This is a genomic window from Methylacidiphilum kamchatkense Kam1, assembly GCF_007475525.1.
In the GTDB taxonomy this organism is placed as follows: Bacteria; Verrucomicrobiota; Verrucomicrobiia; order Methylacidiphilales; family Methylacidiphilaceae; genus Methylacidiphilum; species Methylacidiphilum kamchatkense.
In genome coordinates this window covers 1,202,737-1,225,801 of the sequence record NZ_CP037899.1, presented here as the reverse complement: position 1 = coordinate 1,225,801, position 23,065 = coordinate 1,202,737, and the positions used below count along the sequence as shown (strand labels likewise).

The 23,065-nt window shown below is 40.5% G+C and carries 17 protein-coding genes and 2 pseudogenes; 10 read left to right on the top strand and 9 right to left on the bottom strand.

Translation table 11 applies throughout. The features are described from left to right. Positions 1-2 precede the first annotated feature (2 nt). The gene (locus kam1_RS05760) at positions 3-2,435 is read right to left on the bottom strand and encodes an AsmA-like C-terminal region-containing protein (RefSeq protein ID WP_235277671.1); all 2,433 of its coding nucleotides are present in this window, start codon (positions 2,433-2,435) and stop codon (positions 3-5) included. A 35-nt stretch (positions 2,436-2,470) separates the two neighbouring features. On the opposite strand from kam1_RS05760, the pseudogene kam1_RS05755 reads away from it, so the two are divergent. After that, positions 2,471-3,843 (top strand): annotated as a pseudogene (locus kam1_RS05755) (glycine--tRNA ligase). A 37-nt stretch (positions 3,844-3,880) separates the two neighbouring features. Here the strand turns inward: kam1_RS05755 and kam1_RS05750 are convergent. Then, positions 3,881-7,459: a DUF6537 domain-containing protein gene (locus kam1_RS05750; protein ID WP_039722096.1), complete on the bottom strand. Its 3,579-nt coding sequence runs from the start codon at positions 7,457-7,459 to the stop codon at positions 3,881-3,883. Between the two features lie 243 nt (positions 7,460-7,702). On the opposite strand from kam1_RS05750, the gene kam1_RS05745 reads away from it, so the two are divergent. Beyond that, on the top strand, positions 7,703-7,906 hold the full coding sequence (locus kam1_RS05745; protein WP_039722095.1) for a hypothetical protein: 204 nt from the start codon (positions 7,703-7,705) through the stop codon (positions 7,904-7,906). 185 nt (positions 7,907-8,091) lie between these two features. Here the strand turns inward: kam1_RS05745 and pqqE are convergent, their stop codons facing one another. The 5 genes from pqqE to pqqA all read right to left on the bottom strand — a co-directional run bounded on the left by pqqE (position 8,092) and on the right by pqqA (position 11,331). Continuing rightward, the gene (pqqE, locus tag kam1_RS05740; RefSeq protein WP_143958307.1) at positions 8,092-9,219 is read right to left on the bottom strand and encodes a pyrroloquinoline quinone biosynthesis protein PqqE; all 1,128 of its coding nucleotides are present in this window, start codon (positions 9,217-9,219) and stop codon (positions 8,092-8,094) included. Positions 9,220-9,228: 9 nt separating this feature from the next. Further along, entirely contained in the window at positions 9,229-9,501 is a 273-nt protein-coding gene (pqqD, locus tag kam1_RS05735) for a pyrroloquinoline quinone biosynthesis peptide chaperone PqqD (protein ID WP_039722094.1), read from the bottom strand. Beyond that, entirely contained in the window at positions 9,491-10,276 is a 786-nt protein-coding gene (gene pqqC / locus kam1_RS05730) for a pyrroloquinoline-quinone synthase PqqC (RefSeq protein WP_079254292.1), read from the bottom strand. Before pqqC ends, pqqD begins: the two co-directional genes overlap by 11 nt. Positions 10,277-10,435: 159 nt before the next feature. Beyond that, entirely contained in the window at positions 10,436-11,182 is a 747-nt protein-coding gene (gene pqqB / locus kam1_RS05725; protein WP_052250550.1) for a pyrroloquinoline quinone biosynthesis protein PqqB, read from the bottom strand. Positions 11,183-11,250: 68 nt separating this feature from the next. Continuing rightward, the gene (gene pqqA, locus kam1_RS11250) at positions 11,251-11,331 is read right to left on the bottom strand and encodes a pyrroloquinoline quinone precursor peptide PqqA (protein ID WP_079199488.1); all 81 of its coding nucleotides are present in this window, start codon (positions 11,329-11,331) and stop codon (positions 11,251-11,253) included. 276 nt (positions 11,332-11,607) lie between these two features. Between pqqA and kam1_RS05715 the strand changes: the two genes are divergently transcribed. The 8 genes and pseudogenes from kam1_RS05715 to kam1_RS05680 all read left to right on the top strand — a co-directional run bounded on the left by kam1_RS05715 (position 11,608) and on the right by kam1_RS05680 (position 20,102). After that, entirely contained in the window at positions 11,608-12,579 is a 972-nt protein-coding gene (locus tag kam1_RS05715) for a beta-propeller fold lactonase family protein (RefSeq protein WP_039722119.1), read from the top strand. A gap of 215 nt (positions 12,580-12,794) precedes the next feature. Beyond that, entirely contained in the window at positions 12,795-13,244 is a 450-nt protein-coding gene (locus kam1_RS05710) for an NAD(P)H-dependent oxidoreductase subunit E (RefSeq protein ID WP_235277656.1), read from the top strand. Between the two features lie 2 nt (positions 13,245-13,246). After that, a pseudogene (locus kam1_RS05705) lies at positions 13,247-14,814 on the top strand (formate dehydrogenase beta subunit). A gap of 68 nt (positions 14,815-14,882) precedes the next feature. Further along, on the top strand, positions 14,883-17,762 hold the full coding sequence (gene fdhF, locus kam1_RS05700) for a formate dehydrogenase subunit alpha (protein ID WP_039722118.1): 2,880 nt from the start codon (positions 14,883-14,885) through the stop codon (positions 17,760-17,762). A 92-nt stretch (positions 17,763-17,854) separates the two neighbouring features. Further along, complete coding sequence (locus tag kam1_RS05695) at positions 17,855-18,052, top strand: formate dehydrogenase subunit delta (RefSeq protein WP_244945977.1); 198 nt, start codon at positions 17,855-17,857, stop codon at positions 18,050-18,052. Positions 18,053-18,121: 69 nt separating this feature from the next. Continuing rightward, positions 18,122-18,793 carry a DNA-3-methyladenine glycosylase gene (locus tag kam1_RS05690; RefSeq protein ID WP_039722090.1) on the top strand — a complete coding sequence of 224 codons (672 nt, stop codon included), beginning with the start codon at positions 18,122-18,124 and terminating at the stop codon, positions 18,791-18,793. Positions 18,794-19,024: 231 nt separating this feature from the next. Then, positions 19,025-19,360, top strand: a complete 336-nt coding sequence (locus tag kam1_RS05685; RefSeq protein WP_039722089.1) for a DUF4870 domain-containing protein — start codon at positions 19,025-19,027, stop codon at positions 19,358-19,360. Positions 19,361-19,511: 151 nt separating this feature from the next. Then, positions 19,512-20,102: a L,D-transpeptidase gene (locus tag kam1_RS05680; RefSeq protein ID WP_235277641.1), complete on the top strand. Its 591-nt coding sequence runs from the start codon at positions 19,512-19,514 to the stop codon at positions 20,100-20,102. 23 nt (positions 20,103-20,125) lie between these two features. On the opposite strand, the gene kam1_RS11040 is transcribed toward kam1_RS05680, so the two are convergent. After that, on the bottom strand, positions 20,126-21,676 hold the full coding sequence (locus tag kam1_RS11040) for an MMPL family transporter (RefSeq protein WP_276507598.1): 1,551 nt from the start codon (positions 21,674-21,676) through the stop codon (positions 20,126-20,128). After that, complete coding sequence (locus tag kam1_RS10610) at positions 21,634-22,929, bottom strand: MMPL family transporter (RefSeq protein WP_276507597.1); 1,296 nt, start codon at positions 22,927-22,929, stop codon at positions 21,634-21,636. The genes kam1_RS11040 and kam1_RS10610 overlap by 43 nt, the downstream gene beginning before the upstream one ends. Between the last annotated feature and the right edge of the window lie 136 nt (positions 22,930-23,065).

The following is a 23,065-nucleotide window of genomic DNA, read 5'->3' as shown; positions in this document are numbered from 1 at the left end:
TTTTAAAAAACCTTAGATTTCCAGACTGGAGAAGCAAGCTTTCCGGTCCCATGATATTCAAAGAGCTGACTGATGGGATAGAGCAAATAGCCCATGGGACCCCGCATATTAACTCGCATATCCATGTCGAGATTATCTCGGATAAAATCGTATTTTCCAGAGCCTAGGACTGAAAAAGTAAAACTAGAAATTTTCAGGTCTTTAGTGAAAATACAACCATCTTTGATATTAAAACTAGCTGAAGCTTCATCGGCTCTAGCCATGGCAAAATCGGTGTCTTTTGTACTTAAAGAGGTAGAAATGATTCCTAAAAAAGGGATAGACATAATATAGCCATCATGAATTTCAATTTTCCCATCCCCTTTAAGAGAATAAAGATCTCCCAAATTTCCACCAAATTGAGTTTTAAAATTAAAGATTCCAGAATCTTTTTCGTTTTTAAATATTGTTAGCATCGCCTTATGAAAATTCCCACGAGTGATGGTAAAATGAGTGTGAAATGGAATCGTCTTCCGCCACAAAGTGGAAGTATAAACCCCTTGAATGGGTCCATCGAAAAGAAAGCCGTGATGAACTTTGATGGTTAATTCCCTGCCTTTTAAGAAGATTTCTCCTTTGGGTTTGGTTAGAGGAAAGGTGACTTTAAAAATATCCAGATCCATAACAGAGGAAGAGACTACCTCGATATGCAAGTCCGTTTTTGGTTCTGTAGAATTTTTATCCAAATCAACAATTCCATTGACTTTTAAAAAAGGGGGAGAGTGAAACCGGTAAGGTTTGACATAAGAATAAAATTCTTTTCCAAGAGCTGGTGCTGATTCGATGACGTTGACTGAAGAACAAAGGTTGGTGATCCATACCACTTTTTTTTGAAAATTATGTCGAATGGTTCCGTTGACTGTTCCTTCTGGACGACTGACTTGTAAGTTTGGTAAAAACAGCTCGTAGTTGGAAAAAGTAAAATCCGATTCTGCTGATTTAATGAAGACTCCTTGATAAATAAAATTATTTATTAGATAATGACCAAAATAGACCCATTGCTTAGGATCGTGTGCAGGACCTCGGATTTCTAGGTTCACGACAGGAAATTCTTTATTGAATTCTGTGACGTCCAAGATCCTATCAAATTCAGTTCCAAAAAAATTTTTGAAAATCTTGGGATTTATTTTATTACTGTTAATTTTTGTCCAGATGGTGGAATGAAGCCTATCCCAAAGCAATTCTCCAATCAACGTCCCATCGGCAGTTTTTAGCTTAATTTCTGGGATAAATAGTTTCTTCCCATCATAAGCGATGGGTAAGGACAGCTCGCTCAACTGATTGCCACAATAGGAAAAATTATGGCAATGGATGTCTACGACCAGACTAGTCATCTTCTGCTCTCCCCATTTTGTAGTCAGTCGACCACTGAAAGTGGGTAAATCATTGAATTTTAAGTTTTCGATTGCCTTTTGCCAACTTTTGTCCAGTGCTGTTTTTAATAAAGTGACATCGGCGCTACTAAGAAATTCGACAAACAAATTAGATCCTTTAAAGTCTATTTCTCCCCATGCCGACATTTCTCCTCTAGGGAGTTCAATGGTGAGTTCTTCAACCTGTAATACTCCACTGTTGAGTCTTAGCTCAGCAAAAATATTGTCAATAGGAGCGTTCTTAAACCAAAGTTTTTTAGAGGATAGTTGAAAGGTAGCGACAGCATTTTCTGGATTTTTAGTACTAAGGTTAAATGCTCCTTCAAGCAGAAGTGGTTTTTGGGTTTCCACTTGATCCAAAGTGGCAATCACTTTGGACCATAGCGTATCGATCCACTGAATTTGTTCTTCGGTCTGTGGATAAAATGGAGGAAACCCATTGAGCTCAATCTTGCCCTTAAGATCAAAATTTATATTAAGAATCCTACCGTTGGCTTTTTTAACTTCTATGGCATCAGCTAGGAGCTTGACTGAAGCGTTGACCTGATGGATTTCTAGTTCATTGTGTGGAGTCAGAGGAATCGAAATCGTTGCGTTGGAAACGATGGCACTTTGTATTAGTGGCTGACCCCTCCACCAGGAATACCATCCAACGGATAGATAAACTTTATCGACTTGCAGCCATATCGATTGTTTGTCTTTTGCACGGAAGACGACGACTCGATTAGCTATCAGATTACCCTTGGGATCAATGGAGAGTTTATCTAGAGATATAATCATTCCACGGGATTCCAGTTCAGAAAGAACAAAGCGTTTGATTGGTGATGGGAAACCAAAATAGCGAAGGTAAAGAAAAAGACCTAGGATAATCCCTATTAAGGCTAAAATAAAGAGAAGGAGCAGCTTTTTTGTGAACGAACAAAAACTACACCATAGGGCAAAAGGCAGACGATACGGAACAACTTCTGTGGAAGTTTGTTCTTTTTTGTCGATGGCTTCAGATTTTGGTGTCTTTTTATGCACGTACAATTAAGATATACTATTCATTTTTGGAAGTTATGACAGAATTAACGCTTTTAGAAAAGATTGTTGCGCTGTGTAAAAGAAGAGGTTTCGTTTTTCCTTCTTCAGAAATCTATGGAGGAATTAATGGGGTATGGGACTATGGTCCACTGGGGGCCGAACTGAAGAATAACATCAAAATGTCATGGTGGAAAGCCATGACACAGCTAAGAACGGATGTGGTGGGGTTGGATGGCTCCATACTAATGAACAGGGAAGTATGGAAAGCCAGCGGTCATGAAGAGCAATTTGCCGATTGGTTTGTAGACTGTAAAGTCTGTCATGGCAGGTTCCGATTAGATCATTTAAAAGAGAATGCTTGTCCGTTACATCCTTCAAAACATCCAGGAGACTGCGGAGGGGAATTGACTGAACCAAGGCGGTTTAATCTTCTTTTTAAAACTTATGTTGGCCCTCTGGAAGAAGAAAGCACTCTGACCTATCTAAGACCAGAAACAGCTCAGTCGATTTTTGTGCAATTCAAAAATGTTCTGGAAAGTTCCCGAATGAAAATTCCTTTTGGAATAGCCCAAATAGGAAAAGCGTTCCGAAACGAAGTGAATCCAAGAAATTTCATTTTCCGGTCTAGAGAATTCGAACAGATGGAACTTGAATATTTCATCCCTCCTGATACCGGCTTTCAGTATATTGAAGAATGGAAAGAACAACGGATCTTATGGTATGAGTCTATTGGGATTCCAAGATCGCATATTCATGTTCGCGATGTGCCAGAGGAGGAAAGAGCGTTTTATTCTAAAAAAACCTACGATTTAGAATATGATTTTCCTTTTGGCAGGCAAGAACTCGAAGGAATAGCCTATCGAACGGATTTTGATCTCAAACAGCATGCCACTTTTAGTGGAAAATCTTTAGAATATTACGATGAAGAAAGAAAATGTAAATATATTCCCCATGTTGTCGAACCGAGTGCTGGCGTCGATAGAACTCTTTTAGCCTTACTTTGTGAGGCCTATAGGGAAGAGGAGGTCCTTGGAGAAAAAGGAGAAAAAGAGAAACGCGTTGTACTCGGGTTTTCTCCAAGAATTGCCCCGATAAAAGTTGGGGTATTTCCTCTTCTGAAAAACAAGATGGATATAGTTTCTAAAGCTAAAGAGGTCTTTAGGCTATTACAAAAACATTTTAAATCGTTTTATGATGAATCTGGAGCGATTGGGCGCCGATACCGACGAATGGATGAAATTGGAACACCCTTTTGTGTGACGATCGATTTTGAAACATTAGAAGGAGTAAGGGAAGGAGTACTGGCTGGGAAAAAAATACGGTGACCGTTCGTTACCGGGATAGTATGAGACAGGATAGAGTCATGATTGAGGAGCTTGTAGATTTTCTTAAAGAAAAAATTGAATAGCAAGGCAGCTCCCTTTGCTATTCTTTAGAACTTCAGGCTAGGACAGCAGGCGCTGTTCTTTTTGGCTATTACTACTAATAGCTGCAATAATTTTTGAAGCCTTTTCCCGAGCTGCTGCCATTTTTGGATAACGGATTTCTCTATATCCTTTTATCTCTTCAGGCAATTTGAGAAGATCTACCCAAAGTTGATATTCTTGCGCAGTCGAGTAATCAAATCCTTTGCAAAGAGAAAGGAACCAATCCCGAAAGGCTCTTTCATGAGCATGCCAGCCAGGGAGAAGTCGTCTCAAAAATTTTGCTCTTTTCATAAGCTGAAGCATCCACTGAGAAGATTTCAGTCGAAACCTAATCCTCAGTTTTCCGATAACAAATTCTGGACAAGTCCAGTGCTTGTAAACGACCTTGTCTCCTTTGTCAAAATGAATGTGGAGTTTCTGTAGATCTTGTGATATGGTTTGCGGTTCTGTCAGAAGCCTTGCCACTTCGACCTCATCTTTGATAGCCATGCATTTGTAGAGGTTTTCGATGGCCGCCTTGGTTGCTGCAAATTGGAATTGAGCTTCGTCTTTAATTAAAATGGATCGTATGGCATCGAAATAGAGCTGGGCATAATTGATGTCTTCGTAAAGATATAAATTTTTGAGTCTTAAGCTAAAAGCTCGAATTGTTGAGGTATCTAATGGATAGGAAGATATCTCTGAGTTCCATTTCCATAGTTTTTGAGCCTCTTGTTTTTTGGATTTCTGGAGTTGATTAATGAATGCATCCCACTCTTGATGGCAATCTTGAATTGATGCTTGCTCACTGTGTTTCGCTGTTTCTAGACTACCCGTAACTAGGGCTCTGCCAACGGAAAAAGCTTCGAAGTTTATTGGAGTTGCTTTGCCGAGGGTTTCCTGCACCGCCCATTCGATGCTTTCTAGAGAAAAAGGGAGTAGTCCAGCCTGAAAGGCTGCTCCAACAACCATAAGATTGGCATAGAGCTTGTTGTCAAAATATTCCTCAGAAAGGCGGGAGAAAGGAAACTTTAAATACTTGTTTGGATTGATCATCGAAAGAATTTTTTCTTCGAATTGCTCAAAACTAAGTTGATCCTTTCCAAGCAACGAGCGGACTGTTTGAGTAATCGTTTCGTTAAGAATCAGTGAGGTTTTTTCTGGAGAAGCAACCCGGTAGCGGCCTACTGGATCAATGATCCTGGCTGTTTCTAATGGATCCAACCCCAAAATCAGATCCGCATCCCCATAATTACCAATTGGGGTAATCGGCGGATTGTCTCCTTCTGATTTAGGATAGAAAACAATTTGAGAGACAACGGAGCCGTTTCGGATAGCTAATCCATTGCGATCGCAAAATTGCACCCCATATCCTTCCCTATGCCCTGCTCTCACAAGGACAGCAGTAACACTGGCAATCCCCATTCCCCCCACTCCAGCGACGACGATTCGAAATGGCTTCGTCAAATTTTCTCTACGTGGTAAATCCAATTTTAAGCTTTCTTTTTTAGAAGTCGATCGAGGCGAGCTTCGATAAACAGTTAGCTCTTCAAAGGCTGGACAGGCTCCAACCCTAGCACATGCTCCATCAGCTATGCACCAGGATAAGTCGGTAGCCATCTTTTTCCCAAAATCAGTTTCAACAAAAGTTAATCCTGGACAACCTGTGGCTAGCGTACATTCCAAGCAGAATTCGCAGACTTCGGGATTAATAAAAACATACCTTTTCTTTGGAATATATCCTTTTTCCCTTAATTCTTTCCTTTCTCTACTTGTTTGCCTGCGGTGAGAGACAATGGCGCATTCCTTTTCGGCAATCACCACCTTCACCCCATCTTTCAGAAGGGTGCGCTCTAGAAGCATTTTATAACTATCTCTGGACGCAGGATTGAGTCTATAGATGGGAACACCAGTTTTTTCAGTCACCGAAGCAATAATTTTTTCTATGTCCTGAGAATCAGTTCGGTCACCGAGAAGATCCTTATCCAGAGCTGGGGTTGTTTGATGCCCAGTCATAGCAGTGGTTCTATTATCCAGAATAATGTAGGTGATATCTTGTCCATTTTTAACGGAGTTGGAAATGGCAATCATCCCAGAATGGAAAAAGGTGGAATCACCCATGAATACCACTTGTTTGTTTTTAATAAAAGGATCGATTCCTAATCCTGTACCTCCACCCAAACCCATGCCACTGTAATTATGCATTAGGTTTTGAAAAGGTTCGAACATCAGCATCGTATAGCAGCCGGTATCCCCATGAAATACAAGTTCAATAGGATCGGATTGGTACCGGGATTTCATGTAGTGAGGATTCTTAAAATCTTTTTGGATTTCTAGAAGCACGGCCGCTGAATCTCTGTGAGGACAACCAGGGCAGAAGGTGGGTGTCCTTAATGGGAGATTAAAAGAAACCCTTGAATTACTTTCTAAAGTAAAACTTCTGAAAGAACTTGTCCTCTCATTGCTTATCGACAGTTTGGAGAAAAGAGGGCTCAATATTTGAATAAGGATAGAAGGATCAAGCCCCCCTGTTGAAGGAATACCTTGGAGTCCAAAAGGAAATTTTTTCCCATAAACTTTTTTTGTAATTCCTTCCTGATTAAAAAGCAAAACGAGGGATTCTTCAACAAAAGCCCTTCTTTCTTCTATCACATAAAGTTCTTCGACGGCTTCGGCAAATGGAATGACAACTTCAGGATTTAAAGGATAAGATAAACCGAGCTTTAAAATAGGGATTTGTCCATACATTCCAAGGCTGCTTAATGCCTGTACGAGATAACAATAAGCAAGGCCAGAACTAACAAAACCTATTTTTTTGCGACCTTTTTTCTGATCCAAAAATTCACTTTTATCTATTCCTAGCTCCTTGGCTTTGGACCAAAGAAGCCGATACCGAAAAAGATAATCTTGTTCTCTTTTAGAAGTCCTTGGTGGGAGAATGACCCGGTTCTCTAAGTCTATTTCTGAGCTGTTCAGCAAAAAAGGATTAAGGGCATTGTGAATGGGAAAATGGTTTTTCTTCACAGAAACCGTACCCCCACCATCGGCTTGATTGGTCGTGACTAAATAGCCTATGAAAAGATTGGAATGCCTGGAGAGAAGAAATCCTAAATTAATCCAATCTTTCATTTCTTGGATTGTGGAAGGCTCTAAAAGAGGCATATGAAGATGCTTGCAAAGAAAGCGAGAATCAGCTGGAGCTTGAGTTGAATCATTCCATGGATCATCCCCTATGATGACAATTGCCCCTCCTTCAGGGTGACTGCCGCAGAGATTACCCAGTGCTAATCCATCGGAAGCCACATGGAACCCAACACTTTTCATGGCTGCAACAGCTCTTAACCCTGCCATCTGTGAGCCGTTAAGCATGGCCGCAGCCAAAGCCTCATTATTGGCAAGGATTGCTTGAATCCCATGTTCTTTTAGCAAACCAGCAATTGATTCAATTGAATCGAAAATTCCGGAGATAGGGGAACCAGGATAGCCGGTTAGAAGATGAACCCCTCCATCAGTTTCAAGAAGTCCTTTAACGATTGCCTCATTACCAGTATAAACTTCAAAACCTTCTTCTTTGAGAAATCTTGGATCGGCTGCAGTAATAATACTCTTAGTTGCCATGAAATAATTTTGTAGTTGTATTATAGCTCTTATGAAAAGTAAATCATTATAAAAATGTTAGTTTCGTTTTGATTTAAAAAGAACTTGCCGATTGTCTTCCTCTAATTCATATTTTTTTTGAAAAAGGGGGGGAGGGAGGAGAGAGAAGGAGGCACATAAAAATAATGTAGCTTCAAAGTAAAAAAGAAAATCCTAGGGAGACTTTTTAATAAGAACAAACGATAAATAAAAAGGAGTTTTTTTATGAAACACATGAAAAAGTATCTTACAGTTCTGTTTTCTATCGTTGTTTGTGGTTCGTTTTTTGCCACTCAAGGCCATGGACGGATGATTCAGACAACAAGAGGGGATATGGTTATTGTTGGAAAACAGGGGAATAATTACTTAGGGAAATCAGGAGAATGTCCATCCTGTAAAAAAGAAAAGAAACAGAAAAAGACTGAATAAAGAGTTTTGTTATAGAGTGGATTTTTTAAAAAAAGCCAAAGGAAACAAAGCCTTTGGCTTTTTTATTTTATTAAACAAAGCATTGTCTAGTTTTCGTACGCTTTATTCCTTATAAACAGATTGACCAGCGATGGGATGATTTTTATGTATTCTTCTCTTAAGCGGAGAAGTTTCCTAAGGCATAATTAGGAGCATAAAGCTTTTGAATTTTTGATGTTTCGATAAACAAACGTTGGTTCTTCAGATGTATTATTTTCTGGTGCGTTTATCTCTTCTACAATCTTTTCAATGAGATGATGGTGTGGAGAATAAATGCAGGTAGGATCAGTTGCAGAAGCATCGGCGGTGAACAAGAAGGCTTGACAGCGGCAACCACCAAAATCGATTTCTTTGCGAGGACAACTCTTGCATGGTTCGGGAAGAAAATCGGTCCCTCGGAATTTGTTGAAGGCTTCCGAATTCCACCAGATATTCTCTAAATGGTCTGATCGGATGTTTGGAAAAGAAAGGGAGCGGATGTCACGTGCGCTTTGGCAGGGTAAAACTGTTCCGTCAGCTGAAACAGTCATGTATACTTTAGCCCATCCTTGAAGACAAGGTTTTGGAAACGGACTATAATAATCGGGGATTACAAAAAGAATTTCCATCTTCCCCTTATACTTTTCTTTTGCTCTTGAAGCTTCTTTAGCAGCCTTTTCCACTTGATGTCTCCTAGGAAGTAACTCCCTTCTATTATGTAGAGCCCAACCGTAGTATTGGGTATTAGCCAGTTCTAGCCTCTGAGCCCCTAAGGCTGCAGCGAAATCTATAATTTCAGAGATTCTTTCGATATTATGTCGATGAATAACGACGTTAATCCCTAAGGGAATAGAAAATTCATTAATGAGCTGGACGGCTTCTATTTTTTTTTCAAAGCTCTTTTTTACTCCTGAAAAAAGATCAGCACTTTCGGGCCTGCAATCCTGAATGCTCAGCTGAATGCTGTCCAATCCCGCTTCTTTTATCTCTTTTAAAAGTTTCCTGGTGATCAAGGTTCCCCCTGTACTCATATTCGAATAAAACCCTAGGTCATGAGCGGTACGAATCAAAATAGGCAGGTCTTTTCGCACCAATGGCTCGCCCCCAGAAAAATAAACTTGCAAAATTCCAAGTCTTTGAGCCTCCTGAAGAACTCTCATCCACTCTTCGGTAGACAGTTCGTCCTTCAACCATTTCGAATATCCTAGGGTATTACTGCAATATGGACACTGTAAAGGACAGTGAAAGGTCAGCTCACAGAGTAAGGATAAGGGTAACAACTTTGAGTTGGACATACAAAGCTTTTAATTGAGTTGAATAAAACCCTTTTCACATAGGGTTAATATAAAATCCCATACATCTTTTTCCACCGCAACTCTGTCGATAGAATATTCTTTAGATAGTTCGGTAACAATCTCGTCAACTTTTCTCTTTCCATCACACAAAAGCAAGATTTTATAAGCGGTTTGGTTTAGGAAAAGGAGTCCTTCTGGATACAAAAGAACTGGCTTTTGTCTTGCCTGATCAAATTTGAGTCTTGCTTTCGAGGAAAGAGTTGGGATTTTATCAGAGTGCATAGGGAGGCTTGGGCGAACAAATCCCCAACTGGTAATGCATATAGAGTGCATCGAGCATCGACCAAAGTAGATCACATTTGAATTGTAAGGCTTCAATGGCGGCAAGCTGCAGTGATTGGGTAGTACATCTTTTAAGCACAAGATCAAGGGTAAATCGGACGTCTTTGGGTGCTTGTTCAACTCTTTTTTCGAAATATTTTAATCCTTCAGGATCGATCCACGGATAATATTTTGGGAAAGCTGAAATCCGTATCCTATGTATGGTAGGGGCAAAAAGCTCTGTCAGAGAAGAAGCCATGGCGATTAACCAATGTTGTTCTCTACAGAAATGGACATAAGCATCCACAGCATACCGAACTGCAGGAAGCAGAAACCGATGAGACAAAAGGTCTTCCCGACTAAGCCCGACAGCCTTTCCTAGATTAAGCCATCGTTCAATACCGCCAGGATCTTCTCCGAACCCATCATGATCATGGATCCTGGATATCCAGATCCGCCGCAATTCCCTCTCTGGACAGTTCGACAAGATCGCGGCATCTTTGATGGGGATCTGTTCCTGGTAGTAGAACCGATTGGCTACCCATCCCTGTAAGGCCTCTTTGGTGAGTTTGCCTTCGTTCATCAGCTGGTGAAAAGGGTGTTTGTCATGATAGCTAGTATTTCCTATTGATCTGAGGACCTCTTCAAATTGGGCAGGAGGCAGGGGAAGTTTTGAAACAAATTCTTCTTTCGGTACAAAGGAAGGATAAATAGGTAAAGCATCAAAGGAAGTCATCGGAAGAACATCATAGCAAAAGTTTCATCCCATCGTAAGCAATTTCTATCCCTAAAGAACGCACAGCTTTTGCCTGTGCCGAATCAGGATCAAGCATGGGATTGGTATTGTTGATATGAATGTAGATTTTTTTAGGAATTTGTAGAGTGCTTAGCCAGCTTAGCGATCCGTTTTCCCCCCCACAGGAATATGCCCCATTTCTGAAGCTTTTTTATCTTTAATGTTCCAAAGTAAAAGTTCGTTTTCTGACCAAAAAGTCCCATCGACAAACAGGCATTCGGCTTCCTGAATAAATTCTTCCAAACTGGTGCTTATTGCTGGTAAAGCAGGACAATAAACGACTTTTAACCCAGATTCATCCTCGATACTTACCGCAATCACATCACCGGGTTGCGGCTCTCTTTTTGCATACGGTGGGGGACCTCCCGGTAACTCAAAAGCATCAAAAAGCAACGAGCCTATTTTTATTGGAAAAGAGCTTCGTTTCAATCGAACATAGGAAGACAAGATTCGAACAATTGGATAGTGCTCAGAAATTAGATCCCAAGTGCTCTCAGAACAAACAACCTCTATTTCTTTGCCTTCACGTAAGGAAAGAAGGCCAGAGGCATGATCAATCTGTCCATCAGTTAGAATAATAGCAGCAAATGGAGAAGAACGAATTTCAAGGCCGGGAGGCGCCAGTTCTGGATGAAGAGCTAATTGAGTAGGCAAATCAATCGATGCGTTTAAAAGAATCCACTTTTCCCCCTCCATCCGAACAGCTATAGAGGATTGGGTTCTTCTAAAGGAAAAAACCTCTTTCTTTTCCTTGATTTCAATCCGGGCGCGAACACAGTTTGGACAAAGACAATTCCATTGTGGAATACCTCCTCCTGCTCCCGAACCTAAAACTATGACTTCCATATTGGAGCACAAAGGGCAAAGACAGGATTGTCTTTGCCCTTTGTGGAAGCTTTTTAACTCATCGAAGATTAGTTCTCAGCAACAAACGCGTAGGCTGTCACTTCCATGCAGAGATTCATTTCTTCGAATGCAGGTTTTTCCCAATTCATGAGTCCTCCTATTTTAAATAAAATTAATAAATTATTTTTTTCTCATTCAATTGCAATTTTTATTGAAATGCAATTTCAATTTTTTAAATTTTTCTACATTGATTATTTTAATGTAACTCAGAAGAACAGCAATCTAAATAAATTATTTTGTCTTTTTTTTCAATGATTATTCAACAAAACGGTTTTTTTAATTTCTTTCTCTTGAAATTTAAGATCTTATCATTCTCTACTCTTTCGATCCGTTTGTGGGTCTTCTTTTTCATTCCTTTTCTTTCTATGTTGATTTGTTTTTCCTCCGTAAGAGCTGGCGTTCATCCTTTAGCCTATGTCAGTTGTGAAGGAGGCATAGCCATTATTGATATTGAAAAAAACGAAAAACTCAAAACAATTTCCCTTCCCGGCAGCATGCTCAGAGGGATTGGTATTGATAAAGAAGGAAAAACTCTGTTTGTCGCTGACAAATCGACTCAGTCCTTGCTAATTCTAGATGCGAGCAATGGACAAATAAAAAATACGATACGGCTGGGACAAAATCCTGAATTTTTGCGATTGGATCCAGAAAGGAAATTTCTCTTTGTTTCTTATGAGCCAGAGCTTTCGGAGTCAAGTCCTATAGGAGCAAAAATTGCCCAGATTGATATCCAAAAGGAAAAGATAGACAATGAGTTTTCCGGAGGAAAAGAAACCGAAGCCATAGAGTTTTCTAAAGATGGATCGAAACTATTGGTTGCAAATGAGGGAGAAAATTCCATTGGCCTTTATGATATTGAAACGCGACGGGAAATCCGCCGGATAGATCTTCAGAAAATTGGTACAAGACCTCGAGGTTTAAAGAGGGCACCTCAAGAGGAAATCTATGCGGTGACTTTTGAAAACAGCAATACCTTAGCTTTATTCGACCATAATTTTTCTCTTCTTAAAGCGACGACCACCGCTTCTGGTCCTTATGGAGTAGCCTTCGATCCATCAGGAAAAAGGGTTTTGGTACTTGCTTTCCGGGATAGAAAACTACAAGTGTTCGATTCCCAAAATCTGAAGCTTTTAGCGGAAGCGCCTGTAGGTATGCGAAGCTGGCATTTTACTTTTAGTCCGGATGGAAGAAAAATCTTAGTTGCCAGTGGCCGCTCTGATGCCATCCATGTTTTCGATGCGAACAATTACAAAGAACTAGCCAAGATTGAAGGAATAAAAATGCCTTGGGGAATAATCACTTATCCCTTAAGTTATGGAAGTCTGGATAGCCCATAAAATATTTTAATGAATATTGTAAAAAAATTATTTTAATAATTTTTATTTTTGAATATTGATTGATAGGGGAAAATCGGATAATTACATTAGTAAATGCATTTATGATGTTATGTTACAGGAAACAACTAGACGGAATAGTTATTAAAAAAAATTATGATAATCAAATTTAGGAAACAAAGAAAGAAATTTAATTAGAGAACGGATCGATGAGAACAATGGATCAAAAACTTCTGGACAGCTTAGCTTTCTATTCTACGAAACCCAATGGGCTTATTCCCTTCTATCATAAAGTACAAGAAGAAATTGGATATATTCCCAAAGAATTTCTACCTCAGATTGCTTCTTCTTTTAATCTTTCTCAAGCGGAAGTGTATGGTGTTCTTACTTTTTATGCTGACTTTCGAACTAAGCCTCCGGGAAATAACATCTTAAAGATTTGTCGAGCTGAAGCCTGTCAAGCTAATGGCTGTCATAAGGTGATAGAAAAAGCAAAAGAAACGTTGAAAATTGATTTTGGTGGGACGACCGCTGATGGCAAAGTGACATTACTGCCAACTTTTTGTTTTGGCAATTGCGCTAATGGTCCTTCGGTGGCCCTCAATGGAAAGCTCTACGGAAGAGTTGATGCTCGAAAAATTGAAAACCTAATCCACTCCTTACGCTAGTTATGCACACCCTTTATATAGCCAAAGATTATTCAGCCATCGCCGTAGGCGCGGACGAGGTGGCTTTTGCAGTTGAAAAAGAAGCTTTCTTAAGGAATATCCCCATTCGGATAGTCCGTACGGGTTCTTATGGACTTTATTGGTTGGAGCCGGTTATAGAAGTCGAACTAGAAGGAGGCAAAAGGATCGCCTATGGGCCAGTGACTGAAGAGGCGATTGGTTCCTTATTTGATTCAGGTTTTTTAGAGGGTTCAGACCATCCTCTTTGTTTGGGAAATCTTCAAGAGCATCCCTATTTGAAAAAACAGACACGGTTGATTTTTGAACGAATCGGAAAGAACGACCCTTTGTCATTAGATTCTTACATGGCTTGGGGGGATTTCAGGGACTAAAAAAAGCGATTGAATTGGGTCCAGATAAAGTCATTGATCAAATTACAAAATCTGGGTTAAGAGGTCGAGGTGGGGCAGCCTTCCCAACTGGCATCAAATGGAAAACGACAAAAGGGGCTATCGCTTCCCAGAAATACATCGTTTGCAATGCTGATGAAGGGGATTCAGGAACCTTTTCTGATAGAATGGTTATGGAAGGCGATCCCTTCTTACTCATTGAAGGAATGGCGATTGCTGGATTTGCTGTAGGAGCTGATAAAGGATATATCTATCTTCGGTCTGAGTATCCGCTTGCCCACGAAATACTCAACAAAGCTATTGCGGTTTGCAGATCGCAAGGAATATTGGGCAGCCCACTCTTTGGTTCCTCCTTTTCTTTTGATTTAGAGGTTTTTCTTGGAGCAGGAGCTTATGTCTGTGGAGAGGAAACAGCTCTTCTTGAGAGCCTTGAAGGCAAAAGAGGAATGGTAAGGCCCAGACCGCCTTTGCCTGCTGTTAAAGGATTGTGGGGAAAACCCACCGTCATCAATAATGTGATCACGCTCGCCTCTGTTCCGTGGATTTTGTCTCATGGAGGAGAGGCCTACGCAGCCTATGGAGTTAACCGATCCAAAGGTACTTTGCCAGTTCAACTCTCTGGAAATCTTAAGTATCCAGGACTTGTAGAAATCCCCTTTGGCATATCTCTTCGGGATCTGGTTTATGGCTTTGGAGGAGGCACCCGTAGCGGGAGGCCACTCAAAGCCATTCAAATTGGAGGTCCTTTAGGTCCTTATCTTCCCGAACATCTTTTGGATATTCCGCTAGATTACGAGGAATTAAGCAAAATCAAAGGGATTGTAGGCCATGGGGGAATCATTGCCTTTGATGATCAAACAAATTTGGCGCATATGGCTCATTATGCCATGGAATTTTGTGCGGAGGAATCTTGTGGAAAATGTACGCCTTGCAGGATTGGTTCGACCAGGGGCATGGAGTTAATGGAAAAAATTTTAATGGGAAAAGGGTCTCGAAAAGAGCTAGAGCTGCTTTTCGATCTGTGTGATACGATGCTTCATGCTTCGTTATGCGGCTTGGGAGGAATGACTCCCTTCCCTGTTTTGAGTGCGTTGAGACATTTCCCAGAGGATTTTGGCTATTGTAAAGAAGAAATTTGTGCCTTTGCGGGCGCTTTTTAAAGCAAGAGAAAAAAGAGGACAGAAAAAAAATTACACCGCTAGAAAAACAGAAAAAGGAGGACGAAGCCATGTTAACAGACAAACGCATAGATCTTGGAACGCCTGGAAGCCCTATCGAGTGGATTAAATATAGAAACGGCCATAAAAATGGTGCTCTTCAAAATAAGACGGCTCGGTTTGTTGCCGAATCCGAGATTCAACCAAAAACTGTAACTCTAACCATTGATGGGATAGAGGTCAGCGTTCCTGAGGGAACTTCCCTTTTAAGGGCTGCAGCATTACATGGAATTATGATTCCCAAGCTTTGTGCTACAGAAAGCCTTGAGCCTTTTGGATCTTGTAGGCTTTGTCTTGTGGAGATAGAAGGCAAAAGAGGGTATCCAGCCTCCTGTACGACCCTTGTAGAACAGGGCATGAAAGTTAAAACATATTCTGAAAAGCTTGCCAAGCTCCGTCGCAACGTTATGGAATTGTATATTTCGGATCATCCCTTGGATTGCTTAATGTGCCCTGTGGATGGAGACTGTGAGCTCCAGGACATGGCAGGTGCTGTTGGATTAAGAGAGGTCCGTTATGGCTTTTCAGGAAAAAATCATCTAGCAAGTCCTAAAGATAAAACAAATCCTTATTTTACGTTTGATCCCTCCAAGTGCATTGTCTGTTTTCGATGCGTCCGTGCTTGCGATGAAATTCAAGGAACTCTGGCTCTCACTGCCCGGCATAGAGGTTTTGATTCTGTTATCACTCCTGGTCCTACCCATGAGTTTCTGAGTTCAGAATGTGTTTCTTGCGGAGCCTGCGTTATGGCCTGTCCAACAGCCGCATTGATCGAAGATACGGTCATAGAAAAGGGCCTACCCGTAAAATCAACGATTACAACCTGTGCCTATTGTGGAGTGGGTTGTTCTTTCGAAGCTCAAACCCAAGGCAATGAAGTCATTCGAATGGTGCCCTATAAAAATGGTCATGCGAATCATGGACATTCTTGTGTTAAAGGCAGGTTTGCCTGGACTTATGCGCTGAGTCCTGAAAGGCCATTAAAGCCTCTGCTCCGTAAAAAAATCGAAGATCCCTGGAAAGAAGTGAGCTGGGAAGAAGCTATTGCTTATGTCGCTTCGGAATTTAAAAGAATAGCTGATAAATATGGTAGAAATTCGATTGGGGCTGTGAGTTCTTCTCGATGCACCAATGAAGAGGACTATCTTGTACAAAAGCTAGTTCGAGCAGTCTTTCACAATAACAACATTGATACTTGTGCTCGGGTCTGCCATTCTCCTACAGGTTATGGATTGAAGGCAGCCTTTGGAACCTCAGCAGGTACGAATCCCTTTGATTCTATTCAGTTTTCTGATGTCATTTTTGTCATCGGTGCCAATCCTACCGATGGGCATCCTGTTTTTGGTTCCCAAATGAAACGTCGGCTTCGCCAAGGTGCACGTCTAATTGTAGCTGATCCAAGAAAAATCGACCTAGTCAAAACACCCCACATTCGAGCCGATTATCATCTTCAATTAAAGCCGGGGACTAATGTCGCTTTGTTGAACGCTATCGCCTATACGATCCTTGATGAAGGGCTCGAAGATAGGAAATTTATTGAAGAGAAATGTGACAAGGTCTCCTTTGAAAAATGGATGCAATTTATTCGAAAGCCTGAGAATGCCCCAGAAGCGGTTCAGGAAATAACAGGAGTCCCTGCCGAAACCATCCGAGCTGCAGCAAGACTGTATGCTACCGGGGGGAATGCGGCTATCTATTATGGGCTTGGCGTAACTGAACATTCTCAAGGGACAACTGCTGTCCTTGCCATAGCGAATCTGGCTATGCTTACTGGAAATGTGGGCAAAGAGGGAGCAGGAGTTAATCCTCTGCGAGGTCAAAACAACGTGCAAGGCTCCTGTGACATGGGTTCTTTCCCTCATGAATTTTCAGGCTATAGGCATGTATCGGATTTTGAAACGAGGATGCTTTTCGAAGAAGCATGGAACGTCCCCTTGGATCCAGAACCGGGATTAAGAATTACTAATATGCTGACGGAAGCTGTGTATGGTAATTTTAAGGGCATCTATGTGCATGGGGAAGATCTTACTCAATCGGATCCTGATAGCAATCACGTCATTCAAGCCCTAAAATCAATGGAGCTGGTGGTCCTTCATGACATTTTCCTCAATGAAATGTCGAAGTATTGCCATGTGTTTTTGCCTGGTTGTTCCTTTTTAGAAAAAGACGGGACTTTCACCAATGCGGAAAGAAGGATTCAAAGGGTCAGACAAGTGATGCCTCCGCTCTGCAGAAAACAAGAATGGGAAGTGATTCAGGAAATCGCTCAAGCAATGGGTTATCCCATGCATTATAATCATCCCTCAGAAATCATGGATGAAATTGCTAGACTTACTCCAACCTTCCGAGGGGTTAGCTATGAGAAACTTGACAAATTAGGAAGCATTCAATGGCCCTGTAATGAACAGGCGACTGAAGGAACTCCAGTTATGCACAAGGAGAAATTCTTCAGAGGCTTAGGACAATTCCATATTACTGGGTATGTCCCAACGCCAGAAAAGCCATCCAGGCGTTTCCCCCTTATCCTCACAACGGGCAGGATTTTGCATCATTACAATGTGGGTACGCAGACACGGCGGACGCAAAATGTCATCTGGTTTAAAGAAGATATCTTAGAAATTCATCCATCAGATGCTCAAGAAAGGGGAATCAAAGATGGGGAGTTGGTAGAAGTGACCAGTAGAAAGGGCAGTGGAATTTTCAGGTGTAAAATAACCGAAAGAGTGCAACCAGGAACTGTATATGCAACTTTCCATTTTCCTGAAAGTCGTGCGAATATTGTCACTACTGAAATTTCAGATTGGGCAACAAACTGTCCGGAATATAAGGTAACTGCTGTGCAAGTGAGCGCTCTTGCTAAAGAAGCAAAAGAAAAAACCGTTGCCTGTTAAGAAGGAGGGCATTACACCTATTGTAAATTTTATATAACATCTTCGTTTCAATGAACATAGTTATGAAAGAGGGGTATGAGGATCTCATTTTTATGGCTAACCAGATAGGCGATTTTTTTAAAAATTATCCTACTACTGAAGAAGCCGTAGAGGGGATTGCTAATCATCTTCGGAAATTTTGGTCTCCTTCCATGCGACAAAGGATTATTGGCTATGTTGAGAAAACTGAGGGAGGGGACCTGGCTCCCCTTGTAAGACTAGCCGTTGAAAAACTAAAAAGTAGTAGCTAGGTTGAAATTTCTTTGCGTTTTTTCTTCGCAATGGATTTCTTTGTACTCTCGATTTAAATAAAAGCCATAATGGGAAAGAAAATTGGCTTAGCTGCATATCTGATTGATGATCCAGTACAAGGGGCTCTTTTTTTCCTAGGGAAAAAATTGGCGGTTAAAGATTCGAAAGGGAATATTGCTGGAATCATTGTTGAGACGGAAGCGTATGGCGGAGCTGAGGATAAAGCCTGTCATGGCTATGGGAAACGGCTGACGCCAAGAAATAAAATAATCTTTCAGCAAGGAGGCATTACTTATGTCTATTTTTGCTACGGCATGCACCATCTTTTGAATTTTGTTTTGGGTCCAGAAGGAGTTCCCATGGCTGTTTTGATTCGTGGGGTGATTATTACAGAAGGAAAGGAGTTGGTTAAACAAAGAAGGAAAGGTAATCCTGAACATCACTGGGCAGATGGCCCTGGAAAAGTCACCAAAGCTATGGGAATTACTCTAGCTGATAATGGGATTTCTTTGATTGGAGATCGCATCTGGGTGGAAGAATCTGGACTTGAAGTTCCAGATTCAGAAATTGAGAGAACTCCTAGAATTGGTGTCGATTACGCAGAAGAATGGGCAAAGAAACCTTTGCGTTTCGTTTGGAAACAAGCGATGCAACGTATTATGCCTTCTCTAATAAATGCTTCTTCCAGTTCCCTTAATAAGGATAGGGTGAAAACGGCTTGTAGTCCTACTACACATTGAATCATTCTCATGAAGCTATTGAAGAAGAGTGGAGAAAGCTGCTGACTGGGTTGTGGATACTCCTAATAGAAAGGAATGGAAGCCTATCCCAAAGGGGCCATTTGAGTCAGTTGTATTCTTTTTATTAAGCGGCATCGAACTTATAGACAGATCATAGCTGTTTACAAACAGGCTGCTATCTCAGAAAAAACATTTGAAAAACAGCTCAAATCGTCCCAATTGTTTACAGAGATGATTTCATCAGAAAGCAAAAACCTTGCCCTTTTGGCGCACTTAGCTCCTTTGATTGGGTATTTTTTTGCGATTGGACAAATCTTAGTGCCACTTACCATTTTTTTGCTCGCCAAAGATCCCTTCGTTAAAATGCAGGCTAGAGAAGCCTTGAATGCACAGATCAGCTTTACTGTTTATTTTTTGATTTGTCTGTTCCTCTTTTCTGTGTTGATCGGTTATCTTCTTATATTTTTTTTAGGGATCTTTGTAATTTGGACGATGATTTCAGCCTCAATCGCTGTATCCAAAGGGAAAACTTATAATTATCCCTATATTTTTAGATTGGTTTCTTGAATAGAAGGTTTGTTTTTCTTTTGCCAAAAGGTTCTTGATATTGGAATGTATCCAGTAGGATACGATATCTATCGCTCTTCCTTTGTTTTTCGATATGATGCGATTTTTGATTCTCTTTTTTTCACTATTCTTTCCTTTTTGCTCTGGTCCTATGAAAGCCATTTCTTTAAACGACTTTTTGGATCTTTTTGGCAAGGAAGAAAATGTTCAAAAAGGGTATCCCGGGCAAACAGTCGTCAAAATTTCTTTGAATAATCAAGCGCTTTATATTGTGAAAGGTGGAAAAATTGTTCTTGCCACTCATGTATGCACAGGTAAAGGAGATACGACTCCAACTGGCCATTTCAAAGTGCTAGATAAGCAACAAAGGAAAAGGTCTTCCAGTTACGGATTTTGGGTTAAAGATGGGAAATATATTCCATCAGATATTTCAGGTCGACCTGGAGAAGGCTGGAAATACGTTGGCTATCCAATGCCCTATGCCGTAGAATTTTTACCTGGTTACTACATTCATCAAGGCTATGTATGGCCTGTGCCAAGAAGTCATGGCTGTATTCGGCTTGAATGGAAAGAAGCTGAAAAGCTATACCAATTGGTTGACATCGGGACTCCAATAGTGATTGCTAGGACGCAGACGGAGGATAAAAGGATAGGTAGAAGGCTTAAACAGCCCAAAAGTTATAAAAAAGCTGACCCGCCACCCTTTCTTTTGGTATCAGAAAAAGCATTTAGTCCTTACTAGAAAATTCTTTATTTTCAAAAAATTTATTTATTCGCAAGGGTTTCTTCTGCAGGAAGATCGATCGTCAGCTCGTTATCTTTTTTTTTCTTGTTACTCATCAAATAAAACACCTGTGGCAGGATAATCAGGCTTGTAATTAAGCAAAAGCTAATAGCTATCGTCATAACCAAGCCTAAACTGTATAGTCCTTGATACGAGCTTATGAGTAGAGAAGCAAACCCGATGACAGCTGTGAGACCGGAAACGAGAATGGCTTTGCCTGTACTTGTAGAAAAAAGTTGGGCATTCCCATCTTCACTATACCTATCCACTGTATAGATCCCATAAGCTACGCCTGCTCCGATAGCCAGAGGCAAGGTAATAATGTTGGCTGGATTAAAGGGAATGTTAAAAAAACCCATCCATCCCAAGGTCCATATAGCAGCTAATACGAGGGGAAAAAGAGCTAGAATAGAATAGAGGAGATTTTGAAACCTCAAGACAATAAGGATAACGATAGCTACGAATGCCCATTGAGCAGCTTCCGTATAACTCTTTCTTAACAGTTCTATATACTCATAATTTTGAACAGGAGTTCCAGTAACTTTTGGATCAACTTTACGAATATCGTTAACGAATTGCACATCAGCTTTCCTTTCCCATACATTTTCTTTAGGAATAATTTCAATGAGAATTTTCCCGTGAGGAGAAAGGAATCGTTCCAGAACCTCTTTCGGAAGGTCTTCTTTGGTAACTCCTCTAGAAATGTCTTGTGATCTTAACCAGAGCAGCCCACTTTCCATGGTACCGAAGATTTCAAATTGAGCTCTACTAAGCCGCTTGTTTAATTCAGTTCTTGGAAGCTTATTCATTTGCTTTTGAATACGGCTTAGTGCAGGGATGAGTTTTGAAAAAATATCCACCGCTTCTTTTGCCTGTGGAGCAATCGAGACGAACTTTTGTGCTGTTTTGTAGCCCTCTTCAGACTTCTGGAGAAGATCGTCGATATCCTTTTTCAGTCTATCAGCGTTGACTTCTTTTTTCGAGGAGTCTAAAGGAACATCCTTAAGCTTATTGACAATGTCTCTGATAATTTGAAGTTTTTCTTCTTGTTGCTCGGGAAAAATAGTTGTCAACGTACGGACTTCGGCAACAGAAGGTAAAGCCTCAAAAGCCTTGGCTCTTTTTTTTGCTTCTTCTTCGTTATCGGCGACAGATAAGGCTGAAATCATCCCGCGAGAAGGGGAGTTAAGTAGCTCTAGTTCTCGTTGGACACAATCGAGATTTTGATTTTGTAGATTCAACAGATTGTAGTCAAATCCCACTTTTGGAATCATAAACGCAAAGAAAATAGTAGCCAGTGAGGCTAGCGTCAAAGTGCCTCTTGGAGAGAAAAACAAAATGGTATTAAACCATTGGGGCGTTGTCCAGGTGGTTTTAATCGTAGACTGTCGGATTCTGTTAAGCCCTATTTTAGAATCGATCCAGTAATACATAGCTGGCAGAAGGGTTAGGCTGCTTAAAAGGCAAAAGAGAATACCAAATCCCGCAACTATCCCGAACTCCTGTAAACCAATAAAATCGTTAAAACACATTGTAAAGAAAGCAATAGCTGTCGTACATCCCCTGTAAAGATTGCGGCTCCTGTGTGTTTGGAAGTCGTTTTAAGAGCCTCTAGGATAGTTTTTCCTCCAGAAATTTCTTCTTCATATCTACTCATGTATTGAATACTAAAATCGATTCCCATTCCTATTACCATGGCTACGAAAGCTTCAGAAATAATGTTCAGATGACCAATGGTTACCATGGGAAAAGCCAGAGACCAGCACAAAGCCATTGCCAGAACAATCAAACCGATAGCAGGGCGAAGGATTTCACGATAGCTGATAAAAAAAAGCAAACTAACAAGGCTAAAAGCTAGAAGAGCCGAATTTAGGCTATCTTTCGAACTTTCCTGTAACTGGTCATCTTCAAGTACCGGCTCTCCAGTCAGCCCGATCGATAGGGAAGGGTACTCCATTCCAATATCAGCAATAATTTCTCGGATTTTTTTTATCGTTTCCGTTCTTTTTTGCCCATCGCTTGCCCCTTTGCCTGGAGAAGCAGTCACAAGGACTAGTTTGCCATCCTCGAAAGAAAGAAATTCATGATCTTCTAGAATAGATCGAATGTCTTCAACTCTAAGATTAGACATGTCTTTGTCCTGAAGCTGGAGCGAAGATTTCTGGACCTTTACTTGATAATTTGGCTTTTGCTCAAGCTGGTCAGCTAGCTGGTTCAAAATAGAAATAAACCGGTCGATAAAAGGAATAAATTCTTTCCAGTTTTCGTGTTTTCGGAGATAAGATTCTTGGAATTTTTCATTTGCCTGGTTTAAAATAGTGTTCAGATCGAGTTTTATTTCAGGTTGTTCTTTAAGGGCTTTGACGTAACCGTCAATTTCGGAATCGATTTTTTTAAGATCATCGAGCGAAAGATAAAGCAAAAGATGGGTTTCTAGTTTTGAAAGATCGAGTCTATCTCTTACATTTTGCACTAGGGGAGCAAGTTCTCTAAGCTTTTTCCCAACTTCTAAAGCAGCTTTTTTATTTGCCTCGGGATCATCCCCATGAATCACTACGACATAATCTTCCGCAACGCCAAATTCCTTCCGATATTCCAAATAATACTTATGAATGGGCGAATCTTTTCGAATCAAGGCATTGGTGTCGTTGATGACTTTAAATTGCGTAGAAAGAATCCATATGGATAATCCTGTCAGACCAAGAAATAATAGAATAACTATTCGGCAATGCAGGCAGGTTTTGTGCAAAAGCCATGCCAGAAAATTTTCTAAGTTTTTTTTCATTGAGAGGTAATGAAACAAGCATTTACATTATTGGATTATTTTTTACACTCCAAAAAAATGGGATTCAAGAATAGCCTTTGTAGGATCATTAAAAAGATTAATATTTTTTTATCAAAATTATTATAATATTTATTGT